The sequence below is a fragment of the Acinetobacter sp. V91_7 genome (assembly GCF_031799075.1).
Taxonomy (GTDB): Bacteria; Pseudomonadota; Gammaproteobacteria; order Pseudomonadales; family Moraxellaceae; genus Acinetobacter; species Acinetobacter calcoaceticus.
Window position 1 is genome coordinate 104,524 of sequence record NZ_JAVQNT010000035.1, and the last position, 18,348, is coordinate 122,871.

General features: G+C 37.5%; 20 protein-coding genes. 13 read left to right on the plus strand and 7 right to left on the minus strand.

From position 1 onward, the window contains the following. The first annotated feature begins 4 nt into the window (after positions 1-4). The 4 genes from RMB03_RS10975 to RMB03_RS10990 all read left to right on the plus strand — a co-directional run bounded on the left by RMB03_RS10975 (position 5) and on the right by RMB03_RS10990 (position 6,092). Positions 5-1,828: an acyl-CoA dehydrogenase gene (locus RMB03_RS10975; protein ID WP_311076091.1), complete on the plus strand. Its 1,824-nt coding sequence runs from the start codon at positions 5-7 to the stop codon at positions 1,826-1,828. 212 nt (positions 1,829-2,040) lie between these two features. Continuing rightward, positions 2,041-3,414: a long-chain fatty acid transporter gene (locus tag RMB03_RS10980; protein ID WP_311076093.1), complete on the plus strand. Its 1,374-nt coding sequence runs from the start codon at positions 2,041-2,043 to the stop codon at positions 3,412-3,414. Between the two features lie 68 nt (positions 3,415-3,482). After that, a complete protein-coding gene (locus RMB03_RS10985; RefSeq protein WP_311076095.1) occupies positions 3,483-5,123 on the plus strand; it encodes an AMP-binding protein in 1,641 nt (546 codons plus the stop codon). 84 nt (positions 5,124-5,207) lie between these two features. After that, positions 5,208-6,092, plus strand: coding sequence for a bile acid:sodium symporter family protein (locus RMB03_RS10990; protein ID WP_311076097.1), 885 nt, complete (start codon positions 5,208-5,210; stop codon positions 6,090-6,092). Between the two features lie 318 nt (positions 6,093-6,410). On the opposite strand, the gene RMB03_RS10995 is transcribed toward RMB03_RS10990, so the two are convergent. Further along, positions 6,411-6,674: an Arc family DNA-binding protein gene (locus RMB03_RS10995; RefSeq protein ID WP_311076099.1), complete on the minus strand. Its 264-nt coding sequence runs from the start codon at positions 6,672-6,674 to the stop codon at positions 6,411-6,413. Positions 6,675-6,876: 202 nt separating this feature from the next. Between RMB03_RS10995 and RMB03_RS11000 the strand changes: the two genes are divergently transcribed. The 3 genes from RMB03_RS11000 to RMB03_RS11010 all read left to right on the plus strand — a co-directional run bounded on the left by RMB03_RS11000 (position 6,877) and on the right by RMB03_RS11010 (position 8,198). Next, positions 6,877-7,173 carry a hypothetical protein gene (locus RMB03_RS11000; protein ID WP_311076101.1) on the plus strand — a complete coding sequence of 99 codons (297 nt, stop codon included), beginning with the start codon at positions 6,877-6,879 and terminating at the stop codon, positions 7,171-7,173. A gap of 175 nt (positions 7,174-7,348) precedes the next feature. Then, positions 7,349-7,771 carry a hypothetical protein gene (locus tag RMB03_RS11005; protein ID WP_005040396.1) on the plus strand — a complete coding sequence of 141 codons (423 nt, stop codon included), beginning with the start codon at positions 7,349-7,351 and terminating at the stop codon, positions 7,769-7,771. A gap of 196 nt (positions 7,772-7,967) precedes the next feature. Continuing rightward, positions 7,968-8,198, plus strand: a complete 231-nt coding sequence (locus tag RMB03_RS11010; protein WP_005040408.1) for a hypothetical protein — start codon at positions 7,968-7,970, stop codon at positions 8,196-8,198. 277 nt (positions 8,199-8,475) lie between these two features. Here the strand turns inward: RMB03_RS11010 and RMB03_RS11015 are convergent, their stop codons facing one another. Continuing rightward, complete coding sequence (locus RMB03_RS11015) at positions 8,476-8,652, minus strand: hypothetical protein (RefSeq protein WP_003652272.1); 177 nt, start codon at positions 8,650-8,652, stop codon at positions 8,476-8,478. A gap of 353 nt (positions 8,653-9,005) precedes the next feature. Between RMB03_RS11015 and RMB03_RS11020 the strand changes: the two genes are divergently transcribed. The 3 genes from RMB03_RS11020 to RMB03_RS11030 all read left to right on the plus strand — a co-directional run bounded on the left by RMB03_RS11020 (position 9,006) and on the right by RMB03_RS11030 (position 10,726). After that, positions 9,006-9,215, plus strand: a complete 210-nt coding sequence (locus RMB03_RS11020) for a hypothetical protein (RefSeq protein ID WP_004643165.1) — start codon at positions 9,006-9,008, stop codon at positions 9,213-9,215. Between the two features lie 237 nt (positions 9,216-9,452). Continuing rightward, on the plus strand, positions 9,453-10,166 hold the full coding sequence (locus RMB03_RS11025; protein ID WP_311076136.1) for a DUF2314 domain-containing protein: 714 nt from the start codon (positions 9,453-9,455) through the stop codon (positions 10,164-10,166). 176 nt (positions 10,167-10,342) lie between these two features. Beyond that, the gene (locus RMB03_RS11030) at positions 10,343-10,726 is read left to right on the plus strand and encodes a hypothetical protein (protein WP_311076106.1); all 384 of its coding nucleotides are present in this window, start codon (positions 10,343-10,345) and stop codon (positions 10,724-10,726) included. A 37-nt stretch (positions 10,727-10,763) separates the two neighbouring features. Here RMB03_RS11030 and RMB03_RS11035 read toward each other — a convergent pair whose 3' ends face one another. Further along, positions 10,764-11,375, minus strand: coding sequence for a TetR/AcrR family transcriptional regulator (locus RMB03_RS11035; RefSeq protein WP_311076108.1), 612 nt, complete (start codon positions 11,373-11,375; stop codon positions 10,764-10,766). 103 nt (positions 11,376-11,478) lie between these two features. On the opposite strand from RMB03_RS11035, the gene RMB03_RS11040 reads away from it, so the two are divergent. Beyond that, positions 11,479-12,939 (plus strand): carotenoid oxygenase family protein, encoded by a 1,461-nt coding sequence (locus tag RMB03_RS11040; protein ID WP_311076109.1) that lies wholly within the window; start codon positions 11,479-11,481, stop codon positions 12,937-12,939. A gap of 49 nt (positions 12,940-12,988) precedes the next feature. Here the strand turns inward: RMB03_RS11040 and RMB03_RS11045 are convergent, their stop codons facing one another. The 3 genes from RMB03_RS11045 to RMB03_RS11055 form a co-directional block, all read right to left on the minus strand. Beyond that, entirely contained in the window at positions 12,989-13,441 is a 453-nt protein-coding gene (locus RMB03_RS11045; protein ID WP_281831219.1) for a MarR family winged helix-turn-helix transcriptional regulator, read from the minus strand. A gap of 88 nt (positions 13,442-13,529) precedes the next feature. After that, positions 13,530-14,543, minus strand: coding sequence for an FUSC family protein (locus tag RMB03_RS11050; protein WP_311076113.1), 1,014 nt, complete (start codon positions 14,541-14,543; stop codon positions 13,530-13,532). Beyond that, on the minus strand, positions 14,543-15,115 hold the full coding sequence (locus tag RMB03_RS11055) for an isochorismatase family cysteine hydrolase (RefSeq protein ID WP_281831216.1): 573 nt from the start codon (positions 15,113-15,115) through the stop codon (positions 14,543-14,545). The genes RMB03_RS11050 and RMB03_RS11055 overlap by 1 nt, the downstream gene beginning before the upstream one ends. 289 nt (positions 15,116-15,404) lie before the next feature. On the opposite strand from RMB03_RS11055, the gene RMB03_RS11060 reads away from it, so the two are divergent. Next, positions 15,405-16,133: an alpha/beta hydrolase gene (locus RMB03_RS11060; protein WP_311076128.1), complete on the plus strand. Its 729-nt coding sequence runs from the start codon at positions 15,405-15,407 to the stop codon at positions 16,131-16,133. Between the two features lie 85 nt (positions 16,134-16,218). Next, the gene (locus tag RMB03_RS11065; RefSeq protein WP_311076130.1) at positions 16,219-17,079 is read left to right on the plus strand and encodes an arylamine N-acetyltransferase; all 861 of its coding nucleotides are present in this window, start codon (positions 16,219-16,221) and stop codon (positions 17,077-17,079) included. A gap of 83 nt (positions 17,080-17,162) precedes the next feature. Here RMB03_RS11065 and RMB03_RS11070 read toward each other — a convergent pair whose 3' ends face one another. Continuing rightward, positions 17,163-18,140: an alpha/beta hydrolase gene (locus tag RMB03_RS11070; protein ID WP_045431736.1), complete on the minus strand. Its 978-nt coding sequence runs from the start codon at positions 18,138-18,140 to the stop codon at positions 17,163-17,165. Between the last annotated feature and the right edge of the window lie 208 nt (positions 18,141-18,348).

An 18,348-nucleotide genomic window follows, 5' to 3' on the forward strand; every position in this document is an offset into this window, starting at 1 on the left:
AACCATGAGCAATGAATTAATTCTCTCTCGCCGTGATGTAGATTTTTTGCTATTCGATTGGCTAAAAGTCGAAGAACTTAGTCAACGCAATTCTTTTGCAGGACAGGACCGTTTTGAATATACGTCTGTTTTAAACGTTTACGAGGCTTTGGCAACCGATTTATTTGCTCCTCATAATAAAAAAAATGACAGTAACGAACCTGTTTTTGATGGTGAACGTGTGACTGTCAATCCTGAAGTCGGAGTCGCGCTTAAGGCCTTTGCTGATGCTGGTTTGATGAGTGCAGCTTTTCCATCAGATTGGAATGGTATGAACTTACCCAATACCATTGAGCGTGCAGGTATGGCATATCTACTCGGTGCCAATTCAGGAACAGCAGGCTACGCCTTTTTAACTATTGGTAATGCAAATTTATTAATGGCCCATGGTGAACCTGAAAAAGTGAAACCCTATGTCAACGCCATGATGGAAGGTAAATGCTTCGGAACGATGTGTTTATCTGAACCACAAGCAGGTTCAAGTCTTGCTGATATCCGTACACGTGCGATTAAAACAGAAGATGGTCGTTATCGCTTGTTTGGAAACAAAATGTGGATTTCAGGTGGCGAGCACGATATCTCTGACAATATTGTTCATTTAGTTTTGGCAAAAATTCCAGATGAAAATGGACAATTACCAGCAGGTGTGCAAGGCATTTCTTTGTTTACTGTACCGCGCAAATTACTCAATGAAAATGGACAGCCAAGCGAACGCAACGATGTAGTGTTGGCTGGGATTAACCATAAAATGGGCTATCGGGGAACAGTGAATTGTGTGCTGAATTTTGGGGAAGGTCGTTTCACACCCGAAGGAGAAGCAGGTGCAATTGGCGAGCTAGTCGGCGAAGCTGGTAAAGGGCTGGCCTATATGTTCCATATGATGAATGAAGCCCGAATTTCGGTTGGACTTGGGGCGGCAGCATTGGGATATACAGGTTATCTGCATGCTTTAGATTATGCAAAAACTCGAGTACAAGGTCGCTCTCGTAGCGAACGTAATCCAAGTTCTCCACAAATCCCGCTCATTCAACATGCGGATGTCCGCCGTATGCTTTTGGCGCAAAAAGCATATGCCTCAGGTGCGTTGGCACTGTGCCTATATGCAGCCCGATTAACCGATGATATCCACTCACTTGAAGATGCCGAGCAGCGTAATCAAGCCAATCAATTACTTGATCTATTAACACCGGTGGTGAAAAGTTGGTCTTCTGAATGGGGACTTGTAGCAAATGATTTAGCAATTCAAGTTCATGGTGGCTACGGTTATACCCGTGAATATAACGTTGAACAGTTTTATCGGGACAATCGACTCAACCCGATTCATGAAGGAACATTTGGTATTCAGGCACTCGATTTATTAGGACGTAAAACTCGTCTTAATCAGGGGCTGTCGATGAAACTATTACATGAAAAAATCATGAATACCATTACGCAAGCCAAAGCAGAGCCTTCGTTAAAAGATCATGCAGATCACTTAGCTCAAAAGTGGCAACTCATCCAGAATGTAACAGAAAAATTACATGCCTTAACCGATGTAGAACTCCAACTGGCAAATGCCGCCAATTATCTGGAAGCCTTTGGGCATCTTGTGGTGGGGTGGTTATGGCTTGATCAAGCAGTAGTCATTCATAAACTCATGCCAAATTCAACAGACCCTGATTTTTTGCGTGGGAAGCTTGCAGCTTGTGATTATTTCTTTGGTTGGGAAATGCCAAAAATTATAAGTTGGTTAGCAGTGCTTGATCCGGTAGAGAAAACGCCACTCACTATGCCGGAAGAATGGTTCTAGTAAGAATCATTCCTTAAACATGCCGTTGAATAGGCAAGAGAAGAACCTAAGTTTATTGAAGATGCGTTATGTCCGGTATCAATGGGAGATGTGGAATCAGCCAGTTTATTTGAAGTTACCTAATAAGAACCACCACGTAGAAACAAACTTCGGGCGTTCGGTATAAGAGCGCTCTAATAAGTAAAAATAAAAAATCTAGGACGGATTAAAAGATGGAAAAGAAAACTTTAGTCATGGTAATGGCTTCATTTTGTACGAGCCCACTCTATGCAGCAGCATTTGATCGAACAGGACAATCAATTTCTGCATTTCTACAACCTGATAATTATTTTGAGGCAAGTTTATCTGTTTCAGACACTTCGTTAGAAGGACAAGAAGCGGGTACGAACCCAACGCGTAATGCTATTTCTGATATTGCAAATTCTGATTATCGCCCCAGTGCAGCTTTGAAATTACAGTTAGCACCGCAGTTTTCATTTGGCTTTCTTTATGATCAGCCATTTACATCCGACTCAGAATATTATGGAAAGAACAGCTTTGTTGCTACCCCGAACGATACGGTTTTAGTACCAGGCATTAATTCTGCAACACTTGCCCAAAAGACAGGTGGAGAAGTCGTAACAGGGAACACCAAATCGAATTTTGTTATGCAAAATTTTAGTCTGATTTTTAGTTATCAACCGAATAAAAACTGGAATTTTTATGCAGGTCCTGTTTATCAAACTTTTAAAAGTAACGTCAATTTAAGAGGTCAAGTTTTCAGTTTATATAATGGTTATGACTTTGATGCCAAAGAAGTTGGAGATTGGGGATGGTTGGCAGGATTTGGTTATCAAATTCCCGAAAAAGCTATTAAAGCCTCATTGACTTATCGTTCAGAAATTCTGCATGAAGTGACTGCCAATGAAAATGCGCCTATGGTTGATATGTTAAGTACGCAACAAGGTCGTGATTTTCTTGATCAGCATTTGGCGTATATGGTTTCTATTGGGCAACTCACTGAATCACGTAAAGAAGCACTCGATCGTATTGTTGCGGGCTTACCAGATGCAGGAACGTCAGGTCCAACTAAATTTAGAGCACCAGAGTCAGTGAATTTGGAATTTCAGACCGGATTACGCAAAGGCACTTTATTGTTTGGTAACGTGCGTTGGGTTAACTGGAATGATTTTGAGTTTAAACCGTATCGTTTTGGCGAAATCTCAGAAGTTGTTGGGGTTCTATCAACACCAAGTCGTCCAAATGGTTTTAATCTGGTTCGCTATTATGACGATCAATGGTCTGCCAATCTTGGAATTGGGCAACGTCTAAGTGATAAATGGTCAGGTTCAGTTTCTGTTGGTTGGGATTCGGGTGCAGGAGAACGTGTGTCCACAGGCGGGCCAGCGAAAGGTTATTACAATGTTGGTTTTGGTGCGCAATATAGTCCAACTTCAAAATACTTTATTTCAGGTGGAATGAAGTATCTATGGCTCGGTGATGCCAAAGGCCAGCTTGGCGCTCAGGCAGGAAGTGAATATTATGTCGGTGAATATAAAAATAACTATTCAATTGGTTATGGTTTGAAAATTGGTTATAAATTTTAACTTAACAATAATGACATAGATGACACAGAAGAAAATCGAAATTCCTCTCTATCATAAAGGACGATAAGATGACAGATCAGATCTGGTTAGATGAATATAAGCAATGGAATATTGAAAGTACGATTACATTGCCAGATGAGCAAACTTCACTTCTCGATTTTTGGGACAACAGTTTTAATAAGTTCCAGCAAAGAAATGCGTTCATATTTGCAGATAAATCTTTTTCTTATGCTGAAATCGATTTATATAGCCGACAAGTAGCAACATTCTTACAAAGTTTAGGGCTAGAAAAAGGTACACGTGTTGCTGTAATGATGCCCAATATTATTCAATACCCGATTATTTCACTTGCCGTGATTCGCGCAGGTTACATTCTGGTCAATATTAATCCACTCTATACCGCACGTGAATTAAAGCATCAATTAAATGATGCAGGCGCAAAAGTCTTATTTATATTGGAACAGTTTTTACCTGTTTATGAGGCTGTCAAAGAGCAGGTGTCGGTTGAGCAGATTATTACCACCACAATGACTGAAATGTTAGTCGAACAACCTGCTGAATTAGACACATCAGATTCAAAAAACTATAGTTTTAAGCAAATCTTATTAAAGGTAAATGCCCAAGACTATATACGCCCTGAACTTGTTCTTGATGATACTGTGCTTTTGCAATATACGGGTGGAACAACAGGTGTATCAAAAGGTGCGGAATTAACCCATAAAAATATTGTCGCCAATTTATTACAAAATAATGTGGTTTTTAAAAGTTACTTTGGTGACCGAGATGCTCTTGAAGATGAAATAGCGATCTGTGCTTTACCGCTTTATCATATTTTTGGTTTTACTGTGTGTTTATTGCACAGCGCAATGAATAAAGGTTATGCCACTGTTTTAGTTCCAAATCCGCGTGATTTAGACGCTCTCGTGCATTGTTTTGAAAAATATCGCCCTACAGTTTTTCCTGCTGTAAATACTTTATTTAATGCGCTGCTTAATCATGAAGGCTTTAATAAATTGGACCATAGCCGTTTGGAAATTACCACAGGCGGCGGTATGGCAATTTTAAAATCCACCGCCGATGGATGGGAAAAACTGACAGGGCGTATTATCCGTGAAGGATATGGCTTATCAGAAACCTCACCAGTTGCTACCTTTAACCCGCCAATCTCTAATCTGTTTAGTGGCACGATCGGTATTCCTGTACCGAGCACGGATATTGCTATTTTGGATGATGAAGGTAATCAATTAGCACCCGGTGAAACTGGAGAAATTGCAATTCGTGGCCCGCAGGTCATGAAAGGTTACTGGAATTTGCCTGAAGAAACTAAAGCGGTCATGACGGATGATGGTTTCTTTAGAACCGGTGATATTGGTTTCATGAATGAAAAAGGCTATACCAAAATCATTGACCGTAAAAAAGACATGATTTTAGTTTCAGGTTTTAATGTTTTTCCAAACGAAATTGAAGAAGTTTTAGCTCAACATCCAAAAATTTTGGAAGTCGCCGTGGTTGGCATTGCAGATGAAAAATCGGGTGAAGTGCCTAAAGCCTTTATTGTAAAAAAAGATGACTCTTTATCGGTTGAAGAAATCCAGACCTATGCAAAAGAAAACCTGACAGGCTACAAACAACCACGCTATATTCAATTTATTAATGAATTACCCAAGTCGAATGTGGGTAAAATTTTAAGAAAAGAACTAAAGGTTTAATAAGAATTTTTAATTTTTTAATTAAAAACATAAGCGTATGGGACTAGAAGGTCAATCAATAAATGGAAAAAAAGGAATGAGATTATGGGTTCAGGATTAATTACCGTATTTTTACCAATTGCACTTGCAATTATTATGGCTGGTTTAGGTCTAGAGCTGACCGTAAATGACTTCAAACGTGTACGACAACACCCTAAAGCAGTCTTTATCGCATTATTTTGCCAACTGGTTATTTTAGTCAGTATTGCCTTTATTATTTGTAAGGTTCTTGCTTTACCACCATTGCTCGCTGTGGGATTAATGCTACTTTCTGCCTCACCGGGCGGGCCAACTGCTAATTTATTTAGTTATCTCTATAAAGGTGATATCGCTTTAAATATTACTTTAACGGCTATAAATTCGGTGATTGCTGCCTTTACACTTCCATTAATTGTGAATTTTGCAATACAACACTTTATGGAAAATGGACAAAACGTAGGTTTGCAATTCTCTAAAATCATACAAGTTTTTCTCATTATTTTAGTACCTGTGGGTATTGGGATGTTAGTCCGTCATTTTTCACCGCATATGGCTGAAAAGCTCAATAAACCAGTCCGTATTTTTGCTATCGTTTTTCTCGTATCCATCATCATATTGGCAATTGCGCGGGATTACCAAAATCTGATGACTTATATTGGGCAAATTGGATTGGCAACTTTGCTGTTCTGCGTATGTAGTTTAATGGTTGGCTATTTTGTTCCACGATTATTTGGTGTAAATAGCTTTCAGGCAAAAGCTTGTGCGTTTGAAATTGGGATTCATAACAGTACCTTAGCCATGACCATTGCATTTACAGTAATGGCAAGCAGTACGGCCGCTATGCCAGCAGCAGTTTATTCATTATTTATGTATATTGTTGCAGCAATCTTTGGCGCATTGCTAAATCGTCTAGAAAAGAAAGAGATGGCACAAATATCAACAATCACCTAAAACGAACTTAATATCTTGCAGATAAAGATATTTAACTACCGCCAGATGTTTATAGTTTGAATTAAAAAAAGGAGGCTAGTACCTCCTTTTTTAGTCTCAAAAATTAAAATATTTATGGCCGAGTCAGCGTAGTCACAATAAAAAGAAAGCTTTAGTGTGCAGTTATAAAAGCAAATTGTTAAGCCAATATTTAAGGTTTTTCTTAATTGTGTAATTAAATGAAAAACAATAATTAATTAAATAATTTCTAGCCAATTTCACATTGACACCTTAATTTTTGAAGATTACCATTTTTAGCATAAACGTATTTTCATACTTTTATTCTGTATCTCTTTTATTTAACTCCTCAAACATTTTATATTGCTCTTCAAATATTTTTTCATGGTTCTTCACTGTCTGTAAGTACTTAACACACTCAGGGCACTTTTCTAAAATTAATGATTGTTCAAGTCTTGTAATTATCTCTTTGTTTAGTGAGTGGGAGTTGTTCTTTGCTGCATTTGTAAGTTTTTCGCGAAGTTCTATAGGTAAGCGCAAGCTATATTGAGGCGATATAGGTTCGCCATCATTGGTATTTGTCATAGTTATTCCATCCCTGTAATAGATTTTTGTTATAAAGTAAGACTTAAAGATAATTGTAGGACAATTTGAACTAAAAAACAGTACATAGTACTTTTTACTGAATAAAAATTTCTTAAATGCTGATTTTTTTGAGCTGAATATCTGAAATTGGATGTAAATAAACAAGAGTATTAAATATAGAAATGAATCCCAAGGGTAGGTTATGAAAAAAATTCTATTAAATTGCTTAATTATTTTTGGTGTGATTGGGTGTGCAACCAATGAACCTAAAGAAACCCCATTAGAAGTAAAGCCTAAAGATACTTATTGCAATCCTAATGAGGCTCAAAAGCTTATAGGACAGTCTGTTCCTAGTGAGGCAGAGTTAAAGAAAATAACTAATGCAGGTGTTGTGCGGATTTCTCGTAAAGGTGAACCTGTTAGATCAAATTTAGTTCATGATCGGCTGAGTATTGTGATTGATAACGAATCGAAGATCATCTATTCAAACTGTAGTTAAGTTGATAAATAGAATCAAAGTATTCAATTAAATTTCATAAATGCGATAGCATTTTTTTGGGATACAGTTGAATGCAGAATAGTCTGTATATTAAGTTCTGCTAAATATCGATTATTGGTGGGGCTTTTAATTTTTTATTTGGTATATTTGAGATTCAACATTTTGAGTAATTATTATGACGATTAGAATTGATTTAGTTCAGGGCAGGACAAGCTATCATGATCGTTATGATAGGAATCCTGATTTACTGTTTATCAGTTTACAGACTTACGAAGATATCTTGCATGACCCAAACACCGATTTAAGCAAAGACTTTAATAATTTTTATGGTTGTGAAGTCATTACAGTGAACTCTTTAAATATTGATTATATATTTTTTGAGAAAACCGATTTGGATGCTGCTCTTGAAAAGTATATAAGCCAAAGAACCCAATTGATAACTATTCCAAAGCATTTGCCCTCACATAGTACATCAGCTCCTACAGACTCCAAACTACGATCTATTGAAGATGATTTTACTTTAGAAAATTTACAAATTGAAGAGAAGATAATTGTTGCTTACCGACAGTCTCAAGAAAGTAAAAAATTAGATTTTTAAGAGCCGAAAGGCTCTTTTTTTAATGGGAATAATCTAAGTCTTCTATGTCCTATATCTTAACTATAAGTACCAGTACTGAAATATTTAAATTAGTTGAACATGTTTTTGCAGAGAAAGCCTCGCTAAATATCGATTATTGGCGGGGCTTTTTACTTTGTGTGTTAAGCTGATCTTTATAATTATATGGATTAGTACAATGTTCATTTGCATTGGTGGTGATTTAGACGGTGAAGTTGTTAATAACCGTGAAGGAACGTTTTTTAAGGCTAGTGAAATAGATACAAGTAAAGAATCAACATACAACCGCCAGAGCTATATTATTGGTGAAAACACTTATCGCTTTTGGCTTTGTGCGGAGTTGACCTATGCTGAGACAACAAAAATAGCGAATGATTACTTGGCGCAAAAACATCCATATCTTTCATAATTCGGTATTAAAAAATAAGCCCGCCAATTTTGACGGGCTTAATCTATCTAGGGTGAGTCGGCTAAATACTAGTTAAGTGAAAAAACAATTAAAAAAGCCCCTCATATCTGAGAGACTAGTCATATCAATTTTCTGGGATGAATGGTTGTAATTTCTTAAATAACTAAACAAATCAAATTGATAAAAGTAGTTAATAATATAATAAATCAGTGCACTAATTTATTCTTTATAGTAGCAGAGCCTCAAAAACAACTTCCAAGGCACTGTTAATAAGAAATTATTTGTTATTAGGATCAGGTTGTTCATTATTCTCAGGCAGATCTTTTACGGTGCCAGGAACTTGTGAAGGCTGAGTTTCAGTAGGTGGTGTTGCTGCAGAATGCTTATTCACTTTAGCTTTGATGATATTGGCGTGGTTAGTTGTATTTTGAGAAAAACTTTTAAACCCCGACATTTTTATCTTCTTATCTTCACTAGGGAGAATTCATAGTACGCTTTAAAAGCCTTTACATTGCGGTAGTTTTAAGACTTATGTGTGTTGATTTGTCCTAGAAAATATCTTTATCTCGACGACTTATTTCATAAATAAAATCAATTATATATAACCTGTTGAGTCTTATCCTTTAAATTTTGAAATTACGTTATCCAACTTTCAAGTAGGGGTACATAAAGCACACATATATAAATTTTCTCAAGGTATGGGATTAATAAAGTTTTAAAAATTAATTCAATCTAGTTGCCTACAAAATATTGGTAGTATAAAAATATTGTTGGGCATAATATGTATGATTAAATTGGAGTATATTAATGCTAAAAGACATTACAATTATTGATTTCCAAGGTAAAGAAAAAAGAGCGCAGGCAAACTATACAGAAGTAAATACTAATAAAATCAATCATTCATCTAGAGTTCAGAGACCCAAAGTTGAATATATTTTGTTAAAAGGTGAATGCATTTACCCTACTTTAAATTTGGTTTTCAACAGTTCCGATGGCAACAGCTATTATATAGAATAAACATGACTCACTTCGGTGGGTTTTTTAATAGTTGATTTTAATTTGCCGAATTTCTTACAGCCCACGACGCCTGCTTTGATTTGGTTTTGGCGGGTGCTCTTTTTTGAACATTCGTGTTCATAGTGGAGAAATTTCAAGATATTTAAATTTATCATAGTGTTAATATAAGCAAGTTTAATATTAATTAACTGTTATTTGGATTATATGAATAAATTGCATAAGAATGAATCTCCGGAAATGATTTTAGCTTTTGAGAAAGCTATAAGTACATTTAAATATTTTTGGCGTGAACTCTATTGGGAATATCGACGAATTGTTCCTGCCCTAGAGCTGGCTTATGTGAAATGTGTATTTATCCAAGAAAACCCTGAGGATAAAAATCAACCTTTGATTGAGTATATGTGGATTGATCAAGTTGATTTTGATGGGAGTACAATTTCAGGAACTTTGTTAAACGAACCTTATATTATTGATAATGTGCAAGCTGGTGAGACTGTAAGGCTTCAATTTGAGTCCATAGTTGATTGGATGTTTTTATCTAATGGCACTGTTCATGGTGGGTTTACGATTCAAGAATATCGTAAAACTTTAGATGCAGTAAATCGTAAAGAATATGATGAGGCGTGGGGGATTGATTTTGGCAATCCTGATGAAATTTTTCTAGTTTATGATCAGAAAAATTGTCCCGAAAATCTAGACGAACATCCCATGTGTAAGAGTATTTTGGATCAGTTCATAAATATTACAAATACAGACCCTACAATTATTACTGAAAAAGATGAAAGTGGTAATCAATTATTACATCGTGAAGTTATAGCGGGTAATTATTTATTTGTTCAAGAACTGTTAAGGTTGAATACTAATAAGTTAGAAGTGAATAACCAATCAATGACTCCTTTAGATTTGGCTCATAAAATGGGATGGAGCAATATTGTAAATTTACTTAATTAGCTTTGACCCAAACCCTCTAATGGAGGGTTTTTTAATGGGTGAAATTTATGAAAAATAAAGTCAGCTTTCAAGTCCTAATAAGAATTAAGTAAAGATTTAAAGGTTATTTGGATTAAAATTAATATAAATAATTGAAGTTTGATAGAATATTTTTTCCTAAAAATTGACAAAACAACATGTTTATAGAATTTAAAGATTTGAAGAAAAAACGAAACATCGCTTTATTAACTGTAATTTTTCTTATTTTTGGTGGGGCATATTTCATTATTAATAATAAGGGAAATATTCAAAGAGTTGAATCAGTGATATATGCAGATAAAACGATAAATGAGAAATTTGGAGAAATTAAAAGTTATAGTATCAGTAGTTTTGGATCGGACCATTATTCTATCCCTAAACGCCCACTTTACACTTATAAAGTTGATATAGTTGGCGCGAAGGCTGATGGGGTAGTTAAAATTGATATGAGGAAAGATGAAAAACAGCTTAAATATCTTTATACAATTAAAATTACGGATGCAAGTCCTCATGGTTTTCGTATAAGGATAGGAAAACATTGATTCATCATATTTTGCTGTTTTGTGAACTTAAAAGCCGCTAGTTTCCTGATACAGCTATTGCTGTTTTTAGCACATTATTGATCATGAGATCGAGTTCTTCATTATTCAAATGACTAAATTGTCCATCAATAATTAAATAGCTTAGACCATGAACCATTCCCCAAGCTAATCTTGCCATGGTTTGACTCTGGGCAGCATCGACGGGGGCATCAAATGCTGTTGCCGCTGCGTACAACATTCCTGTATAGAATAAATTTGTCATAGATTTTAATTTTTCATCATCTTGAGCGACAGTAAACTGGCTATACATCAGTCTAAATAATGATGGATTTTTAATAGCAAAATATATGTATTCTTTCCCCGAGTTTAAAAAACCATCTTTGGGGTGAGTTGCATTATGAATAGCATACGCCTGAGCTTCTATTAATTGTTCAAAGCCATATATGGCTAAAGCGGTCAGTAGTTCTTCCTTATTTGCAAAATGTCTGTAAACCGCATTGGGTGAGACTCCAATCATGCGGGTCAGTTCTCGCATACTAAAATCAACGCCTTGAGTAGACTCTAATAATTGTAAGCCATTAATAAGTAAAGCTTCTCTTAAATTACCATGATGATAGGTAGAAGTTGGATTTGTGTTCAATGTTGACACTATACACATCCTCGTGTAGTTTTAATTATGTATACAGTGTATACATTTGTTGATACATACTGGAATTATACAAAAAATTAATCAACAGGTAGGATGTAATCGAATGAACAGGACAAGTATCCGTAATGAAATTGTTAACAATAAGCTGGTTTCTTCCGTAGTAGGGAAGTTTCTGAGTTTCCATCAAAGCCGAGTTCCCTATAGCCCAGATAATCCTTTTCTTGTAGGTCCCTTTGCGCCAGTTACTGAAGAGGTTTTTTCAAGTGATTTGGTTGTGCATGGAGAAATACCATCTTCATTAAATGGCATTTTGTTAAGAATGGGTCCAAATCCATTAGAAGTTGAAAACCCTGCAAACTATAATTGGTTTATGGGCGATGGGATGGTACATGGTCTAAGGTTAAAAGATGGTCAAGTATTATGGTATAAAAATCGATATGTAGGGACGCATCACATACATAAAAAATTAGGGCGAGAGAAAATAAAAGGTGAGCCTCGAGGTCCAGTTGATGTTGCAAATACGAATATTATTGGTCATGCAGGAAAGATCTGGACAATAACAGAATCGGGTCCGTTTCCAGTCGCTTTAGACAATGAATTAAATAGTCTTAAATATGGATTATTTAACAGTAAAGATAATTATCCTTTTACAGCTCATCCTCATGTTGACCCAGATACGGGAGAGTTACATGCGATTTGCTATGATGCTTTACTGCCAATGCAAGTCTATTATCAGGTGATTGATCAATCGGGCCAAGTTAAGAAGCGGGTCAGTATCCCTGTTAAGCATGGGCCAATGATGCATGATTGCGGTATGACAAAAACTAAAATGCTAGTTCTGGATTTCCCTGTAACTTTTTCAATCGAGAGAATGTTACAAGGGATGCAATTGCCCTATTCATGGAATGAAAAGCACCCTGCGCGAATAGGTGTCTTACCAAAAAATGGTGATGCACAGGATATAAAATGGTTTGATGTAGATCCATGTATTATTTTTCATTCATTTAATGCATACGATCTTGAAAATGGCGATATCATTTTTGATGCTTGCGTTCACACCAAGACTTTTACAGAGTCTATTCAGGGGCCAGTAGATAAACAGTTCATCCAGTTTGAAAGATGGACTCTGCAATTTGGTACTCAAACTCTAAAACGGGAAGTAATTTCAAAAATTCCTCAAGAGTTCCCTCGTCTAGATGAACGTTTTGTTGGGAAACCCTATCGCTTTGCTTATTCAATTTCTGTTGGAAATGAAGGTGAGCCAGTAGATAATATTAATTTAAAAGCAAATAATTTATTGGTTCATGATTTACTTAAAGGTGAATCCTATAAGCATTCATATGGTGATGATTATTTTACTGGCGAAGTGATTTTTTTACCAAAACAATCTGAGAGTGAAGAGGGTGATGGTTGGTTAATTTCGTATATCCATGCTTTAGACGGGATAAAGCCAAGTAAAGTAGTAATACTCGATTCCAAAAAAATTGGGAAAGAACCCCAAGCTACTATTGATTTACCTGTACGAGTGCCTTTAGGTTTTCATGCAAATTGGGTGGATATTTAAAAAGATAGTTTAATGTGCATTCTGCTAAAAGAATGCACAATTTATAGAGTTAATAAGAATTCTCTTTCAGTGAAGGTGAGTTGGCAATGCGTGCCATTAAATGCCCTGCTGCGATTAACAATGTCTGCTCTTCGGCGGTGAGACATTGTTCCATTGCATTAGAGAGCCAGGTTTCACGTCGTGCCCGGCTTTCATGTAGTAGGCTTAAGCCTTCTTGAGTTAATACTACCCTGATCTTACGTCGATCCTCAGCATCAGGTATACGTTTCAGCAGACCATCGGTTTCTAGAGTACGTAGCGCAGCGGCCAGATTGGAAGAACGCATACCTTCAGATTCAGCCAGCACCGAAGGGGTTGCCATCCCGCCATGGCGATCGATGGCACCGAGCAGAAGCAGCTGGGCCCAAGATTTTTCGTCACTGCGTGCTTCGCGCCGCATACGTCGGACCAAGGACATCAACTGCGTACGTAACTGTGTTATTTCTTCAGGATTCTTCTTCATCTTTATTTATAAATAACGATATCTATTCATATTTTTGCACCACGGGATTGTGTGGTCAACTTAAATTGGTAAAACCGAGAGTTTAGCGTTATTTATGAGCGCGAGTTTTGAAAGCAATGACGACATGCAGCAAAAAAACGAACAGCAGACCGATGCCTCCTCCCAGTAACACATTGAGCACCCGTTCTGCGGCAATATCGGGAGTTTGGCCAACTACTATCATCGCACTGGCGATGCAGGCACAGCGAGCACCGAAGCCCAGTATATAGTGTGAGAAAGACACCAATGTGAGCATAGCGGTAATGGTTAAAAGCTCATACATCAGCAGGCTGTGTGGCATAGCATAGCCTAGCAGCATGCCAAGCGGTACGCCAACCAAGGCTCCCGCTCCACGTTGATACAACTTCTGGCGTGCTGTTGCCATGTCACCGGTTACTACGCTGGCGGCTGACCAGATCACCCATTGACCATAATCCAGTTGGCGCCACTCGACAATTGCTGCAGCTAACGCCACTGCGAGGCACACAGCCACCACAGCTTCGCCATATATAGCTCGCGTGCCGAGATTACCGGTACGATGCAACCTAAATATATGACGCAAACGGTGGCTAGTTTGTATATGTTCAACAAGTGAGATCACTGACACCGGCAGCACAGCAACCATCAGAAAGGGCAATAGCACAAGAGCATGCTGGGAGTATTGAGCTGGGGCGATTCCTTCCGCAGTCTCACATGCTAGATAGAGCGCAGGAATAAAGGTGAAGTTTCCAAGAGACCTCAGCTTGCCGCCATAAGCAGACACTCCCACCGCCGCAGCGGCGGCCAGTGCACAGACCAGTACAAAAATGACGGGTTGGCTCATGGCGAACAATAACGCTAGAAAGACTAGCAGAAAGGCTAGGGCTTGGCATGCTACACCGAGCGGCGCTAACTCGGCTCTTTCATAAGTGATGAATAGTGAAATGGTCAGGATAGAAGCTTTCAACCAATTGGTGTCGCCCGTCAGTAATGTGAGTGCTAGTAAAGGCGCTAACACCCACGCCGCACGTTTTAACGACTGCAGATCAATTTCTGATGTTAATGCTGATAGCATCTGATGCATCAACGACCCTTTAGATCTTCTAGAGTGACAATTTCGGCGATGTGGGCAAGTGTCTCCATCGATATCTGATGCTCTTCTGGCGTGGCAGCTGCACAAGCCTCTTCTAGTACCAATACTTGATAATCTCGATCATGCGCGTCGCGGACCGTGCTTTGTACCGCCCAAGTACTGCTGACACCACAGATAATCAACCGCTCGATACCTCGCGCTCGCAGCGCCGCATCAAGGTTGGTGCCATAAAAGGCACTAACACGTGGTTTGATGATTACTAATTCTCCCAATTCAGATGCCAGATCGGGATGAAACGCTGTGCCAGGCTGATCTAGTGCTAGGGCACCGAATTTATCTACTTGGCCAAACATGCGTGAGTGTTTGGGCTGGTCAACATAGCCAGTGGCAAAGCCAACCTTGACCAGAATGCGTAGCCAGTCCTTCTGTTGTGCCAGCGTCAATGCTCGATTGGCATGGCTGATGACATTGCGTTCCAGCACTTGCTGTGCTGAGCGTGCAATTTTTCCTTCAGGATGTGAAATATCTAAAATGTAGTCAAGTGCGATCAGAGCAGTATTCACAATGTATGGCCTCTGGTTGATGACATAAATTGGCAGCCTAAAACGGCATTTATCTATAATAACATAGCTATATTATTATAGTAAAATATCACCTGTATCTCCTAAGAAGCCATAACGCGCCAGCGCGTGATCCTTGAGGAACTTCAATATGCAAGTAATTAGGTATTTTTTACTTTAAATTTAAGATTTAAAAATACAGATGTGTACCAACGAAGTTAGCGTATATGTCTGATATGGAGGTATGTTTAAATGACCTTTGAAGATGATTGGAGAAGGTGCTAGCTGATTTATGAATAAGAAATCTCTTTCTGTTGTTTTAATCCCTGGCTTTATGCTTGATGAGTATCTCTGGGATGAATTGGTAAATGCCTTGCCTAGAGAGTGGAAAATATTTCGGGCTACTTTAAAAGAAGGATGCACAATAAAGGAAATTGCTCAAAAAATTGCTGAAAATGTGCCTGAAAACTTTGTACTGATTGGTTTCTCACTTGGGGGGTATATTGCCAGATCTATAGCGGAACAATTTCCTGAAAGAGTTAAGGCACTCATCTTAATAGCATCTTCACTACGCCCTGATAGTGAGGAACAAAAAAGTCAAAAATTAACTGCTATTCGACTTAATTCTAAAGAAACTTTCCGTGGGCTGAGTTCGATCTCTATTGCGAAAACGCTTCATCCATCAAATGCTCAAAATCGAGATCTTGTGAAAAGAATTCAGGGAATGGGTAATAGATTAGGCTATGACGAGTTTGTTAAACAGTCTATGTTGGATAGAAGTTCATACGATATGGGCAAGATAATATGTCCAACCTTAATTATTTCTGGTAGTGAGGATCAACTTCGTTCTGATGAGGAAGCAATAGAATTATTAGATCAATTACCATATGCAAAGCATGAGGTGATTAATAATACTGGTCATATGATTCCAATTGAACAAGCTGACATCTTGGCTTTAAAGATTTCAAATTGGTTAGTTGAAAAGGAGCTCTGGCAGGGAGAGGGTAACTTTGAAAATTAAATTTTCAATTTAAACGGACTTCATCAGAGTTAAATTATTGTAAAGCTATACTAATAAGTTATTATTTTTTTGTTTGGGAAAATATATGGACTCTAGCTTATCTATCTCACGACAGTATCTAAATAAAATTGGATTTCATAGAAACGTATCTTTAATATTTGATGATCTTTCAGAAATTCTAAACTTACATCTCGAAACTATACCTTTTGGCAATTTAGATGCATTTTTAGGAAATGGTATATCGGTAGATGTTGAGCAAGTCGCGAAAAAACTTTTAGATGACGAAAGAGAAGGGTATTGTCTTGAACAAAATGTGTTAACTACCTATGTTTTAAATGAATTAGGGTTTGAAGCATTTAATCTTTTAGCAAGGGTTTATTATCAAGGCACACATGTAGATGCTCCTATAAAAACACACCTACTTACAATCGTTAACTTAAATAATGAGCTTTTTTTATTTGATCCAGGCTTTGGAGGAATGACCCCAACCGGTGTTTTATCACTGAGTAAGATAAATGAAGTTCAAAATACTCCTTATGAATCATTCCGTTTGGTTGATGTCCACAATTCAGGGGTTGCCGAGTCAGCACTTCTTGGAATGAAATTTATGTTACAGGTTTATATAAAGGATACTTGGATAAATGTATATGCATTCAATCCAGAGCATAGAATTGCGCAGTCTGACATCATTACAGCTAATTGGTATATTTCTACTTCACCACAATCTTTGTTTACTCAAAATTTAATGTTTTCAGTTATTCATGAAGGTAAAAGAAAAACTATAAATAACAATATTATGAAGGAATATTCAAATACTGGGCTTCATAAGAAAACATTGATTAGCATTGAAGATTATAGAAAGTGCTTTAAAGAAAATTTTAACTTAACCATTCCTGATGAAGATTTAAATCTATTATTAAAGAAACTTGGGGATAGGCTAGAGTAAGAATAAATAAATTGGGTCAAAGTCGGACTTGATGGCCAAAATCCGGCTTTGAAGTTTAACTTTTCAGAAGAAGTGCTTTTAAACTAATTGATGTGACTATTAAACCAGTTTGTAACATGCCCTACAGTTCTGTCTACTACGTCTGGCTGTTCATAATACTGGAAGTGATTTGTACCATTTTCCCAAATTAATGCTTTATCAGATGTTGGAATAGAGTCGTAATGTCTACGAGCAGCGGCTGGGTTCATACAGGTATCTGAATGAATGATAAGAGCTGGCTTTGTCAGTTTAGAAACGCCGTTTACAGTAGAGTAAGAAAAATGATCAAGGTCACTCATGACAGCATATTGGTTTTCCCAACCTTTTAATGTCCATGGGCCATACCAACTCCATACTAAAGGTCCCGGCAGCCCTGCATTTGAACCATTTATTCGATCGCCAAGATCGGGGGAGACAAGAGGTTGATAAATGACTTCACCTGTTGTTTCATAAAGATCTTTTGCTTCTTGAGCGCGTTTTAGTCGCTTTTGTAGGAGTGCTTCACGTTCTTCAATTGAAGGAGCGGTGGCTGTATCAAAAGGATTTTCAGTTACCCCCGCAGCTATCATAAATAAATCAGTCTCGGTATCACGATAATAACCTGTAACCGATACAACAGCTTGAACCCGATCTTCATAGGATGCAATATCAAGCATTTCCGGCCCACCTTGGCAGACTCCCAAAAGGTAAATCTTGCTTGTATCTACATCAGGTCGCGTGAACATGTAGTCAATAGCTGAAACAACATCTTCATTCTTCATTTTTGGGTTTTCAAGGCGACGAGGGATTCCTCCGCTTTCACCCACAGTTCGTGGATCAAAGGCTAGAGCCAAATAACCTTCATCAGCCATTCTTGTTGCATATTGTGTGGGTGCTTGTTCTTTTTGAAAAGAATAAGGACCTAAGATAATTACTGTAGGGAATGGTCCGTTACCAAGAGGTTTATAAATATCACCAACGACTTGATCACCATGAGAATCAAAAGATACTTTTTCTTTAGTGTAGTTACCATGTTTCGACATGATCGTTACTCATTATTAATGATGTACTTTGATTCTAAAAGTAGAATATTATTGAGAACAATCTCATAAAATTGCATAGAAAGATGAAATTTACTCATCAATTAAAAAGTGGTGAAATGTTTGCCTTGACCATATTTTTAGTGGCCGCATTCCACCGTAATTTCCGTTTGGCAGCAGTCGAATTAAATATGACACCTTCAGCGGTAAG

Bases quoted from the DNA above. Each gene is read 5' to 3' on its own strand.
- RMB03_RS11015 (WP_003652272.1), bottom strand. From the start codon at position 8,652: ATGTCGGGGTTTAAAAGTTTTTCTCAAAATACAACTAACCACGCCAAT.
- RMB03_RS11025 (WP_311076136.1), top strand. From the start codon at position 9,453: ATGATTTTAGCTTTTGAGAAAGCTATAAGTACATTTAAATATTTTTGG.
- RMB03_RS11065 (WP_311076130.1), top strand. From the start codon at position 16,219: ATGGACTCTAGCTTATCTATCTCACGACAGTATCTAAATAAAATTGGA.
- RMB03_RS11010 (WP_005040408.1), top strand. From the start codon at position 7,968: ATGTTCATTTGCATTGGTGGTGATTTAGACGGTGAAGTTGTTAATAAC.
- RMB03_RS11060 (WP_311076128.1), top strand. From the start codon at position 15,405: ATGAATAAGAAATCTCTTTCTGTTGTTTTAATCCCTGGCTTTATGCTT.
- RMB03_RS10985 (WP_311076095.1), top strand. From the start codon at position 3,483: ATGACAGATCAGATCTGGTTAGATGAATATAAGCAATGGAATATTGAA.
- RMB03_RS11030 (WP_311076106.1), top strand. From the start codon at position 10,343: ATGTTTATAGAATTTAAAGATTTGAAGAAAAAACGAAACATCGCTTTA.
- RMB03_RS10995 (WP_311076099.1), bottom strand. From the start codon at position 6,674: ATGACAAATACCAATGATGGCGAACCTATATCGCCTCAATATAGCTTG.
- RMB03_RS10990 (WP_311076097.1), top strand. From the start codon at position 5,208: ATGGGTTCAGGATTAATTACCGTATTTTTACCAATTGCACTTGCAATT.
- RMB03_RS11045 (WP_281831219.1), bottom strand. From the start codon at position 13,441: ATGAAGAAGAATCCTGAAGAAATAACACAGTTACGTACGCAGTTGATG.
- RMB03_RS11070 (WP_045431736.1), bottom strand. From the start codon at position 18,140: ATGTCGAAACATGGTAACTACACTAAAGAAAAAGTATCTTTTGATTCT.
- RMB03_RS10980 (WP_311076093.1), top strand. From the start codon at position 2,041: ATGGAAAAGAAAACTTTAGTCATGGTAATGGCTTCATTTTGTACGAGC.
- RMB03_RS11020 (WP_004643165.1), top strand. From the start codon at position 9,006: ATGCTAAAAGACATTACAATTATTGATTTCCAAGGTAAAGAAAAAAGA.
- RMB03_RS11000 (WP_311076101.1), top strand. From the start codon at position 6,877: ATGAAAAAAATTCTATTAAATTGCTTAATTATTTTTGGTGTGATTGGG.
- RMB03_RS11050 (WP_311076113.1), bottom strand. From the start codon at position 14,543: ATGCATCAGATGCTATCAGCATTAACATCAGAAATTGATCTGCAGTCG.
- RMB03_RS11005 (WP_005040396.1), top strand. From the start codon at position 7,349: ATGACGATTAGAATTGATTTAGTTCAGGGCAGGACAAGCTATCATGAT.
- RMB03_RS11040 (WP_311076109.1), top strand. From the start codon at position 11,479: ATGAACAGGACAAGTATCCGTAATGAAATTGTTAACAATAAGCTGGTT.
- RMB03_RS10975 (WP_311076091.1), top strand. From the start codon at position 5: ATGAGCAATGAATTAATTCTCTCTCGCCGTGATGTAGATTTTTTGCTA.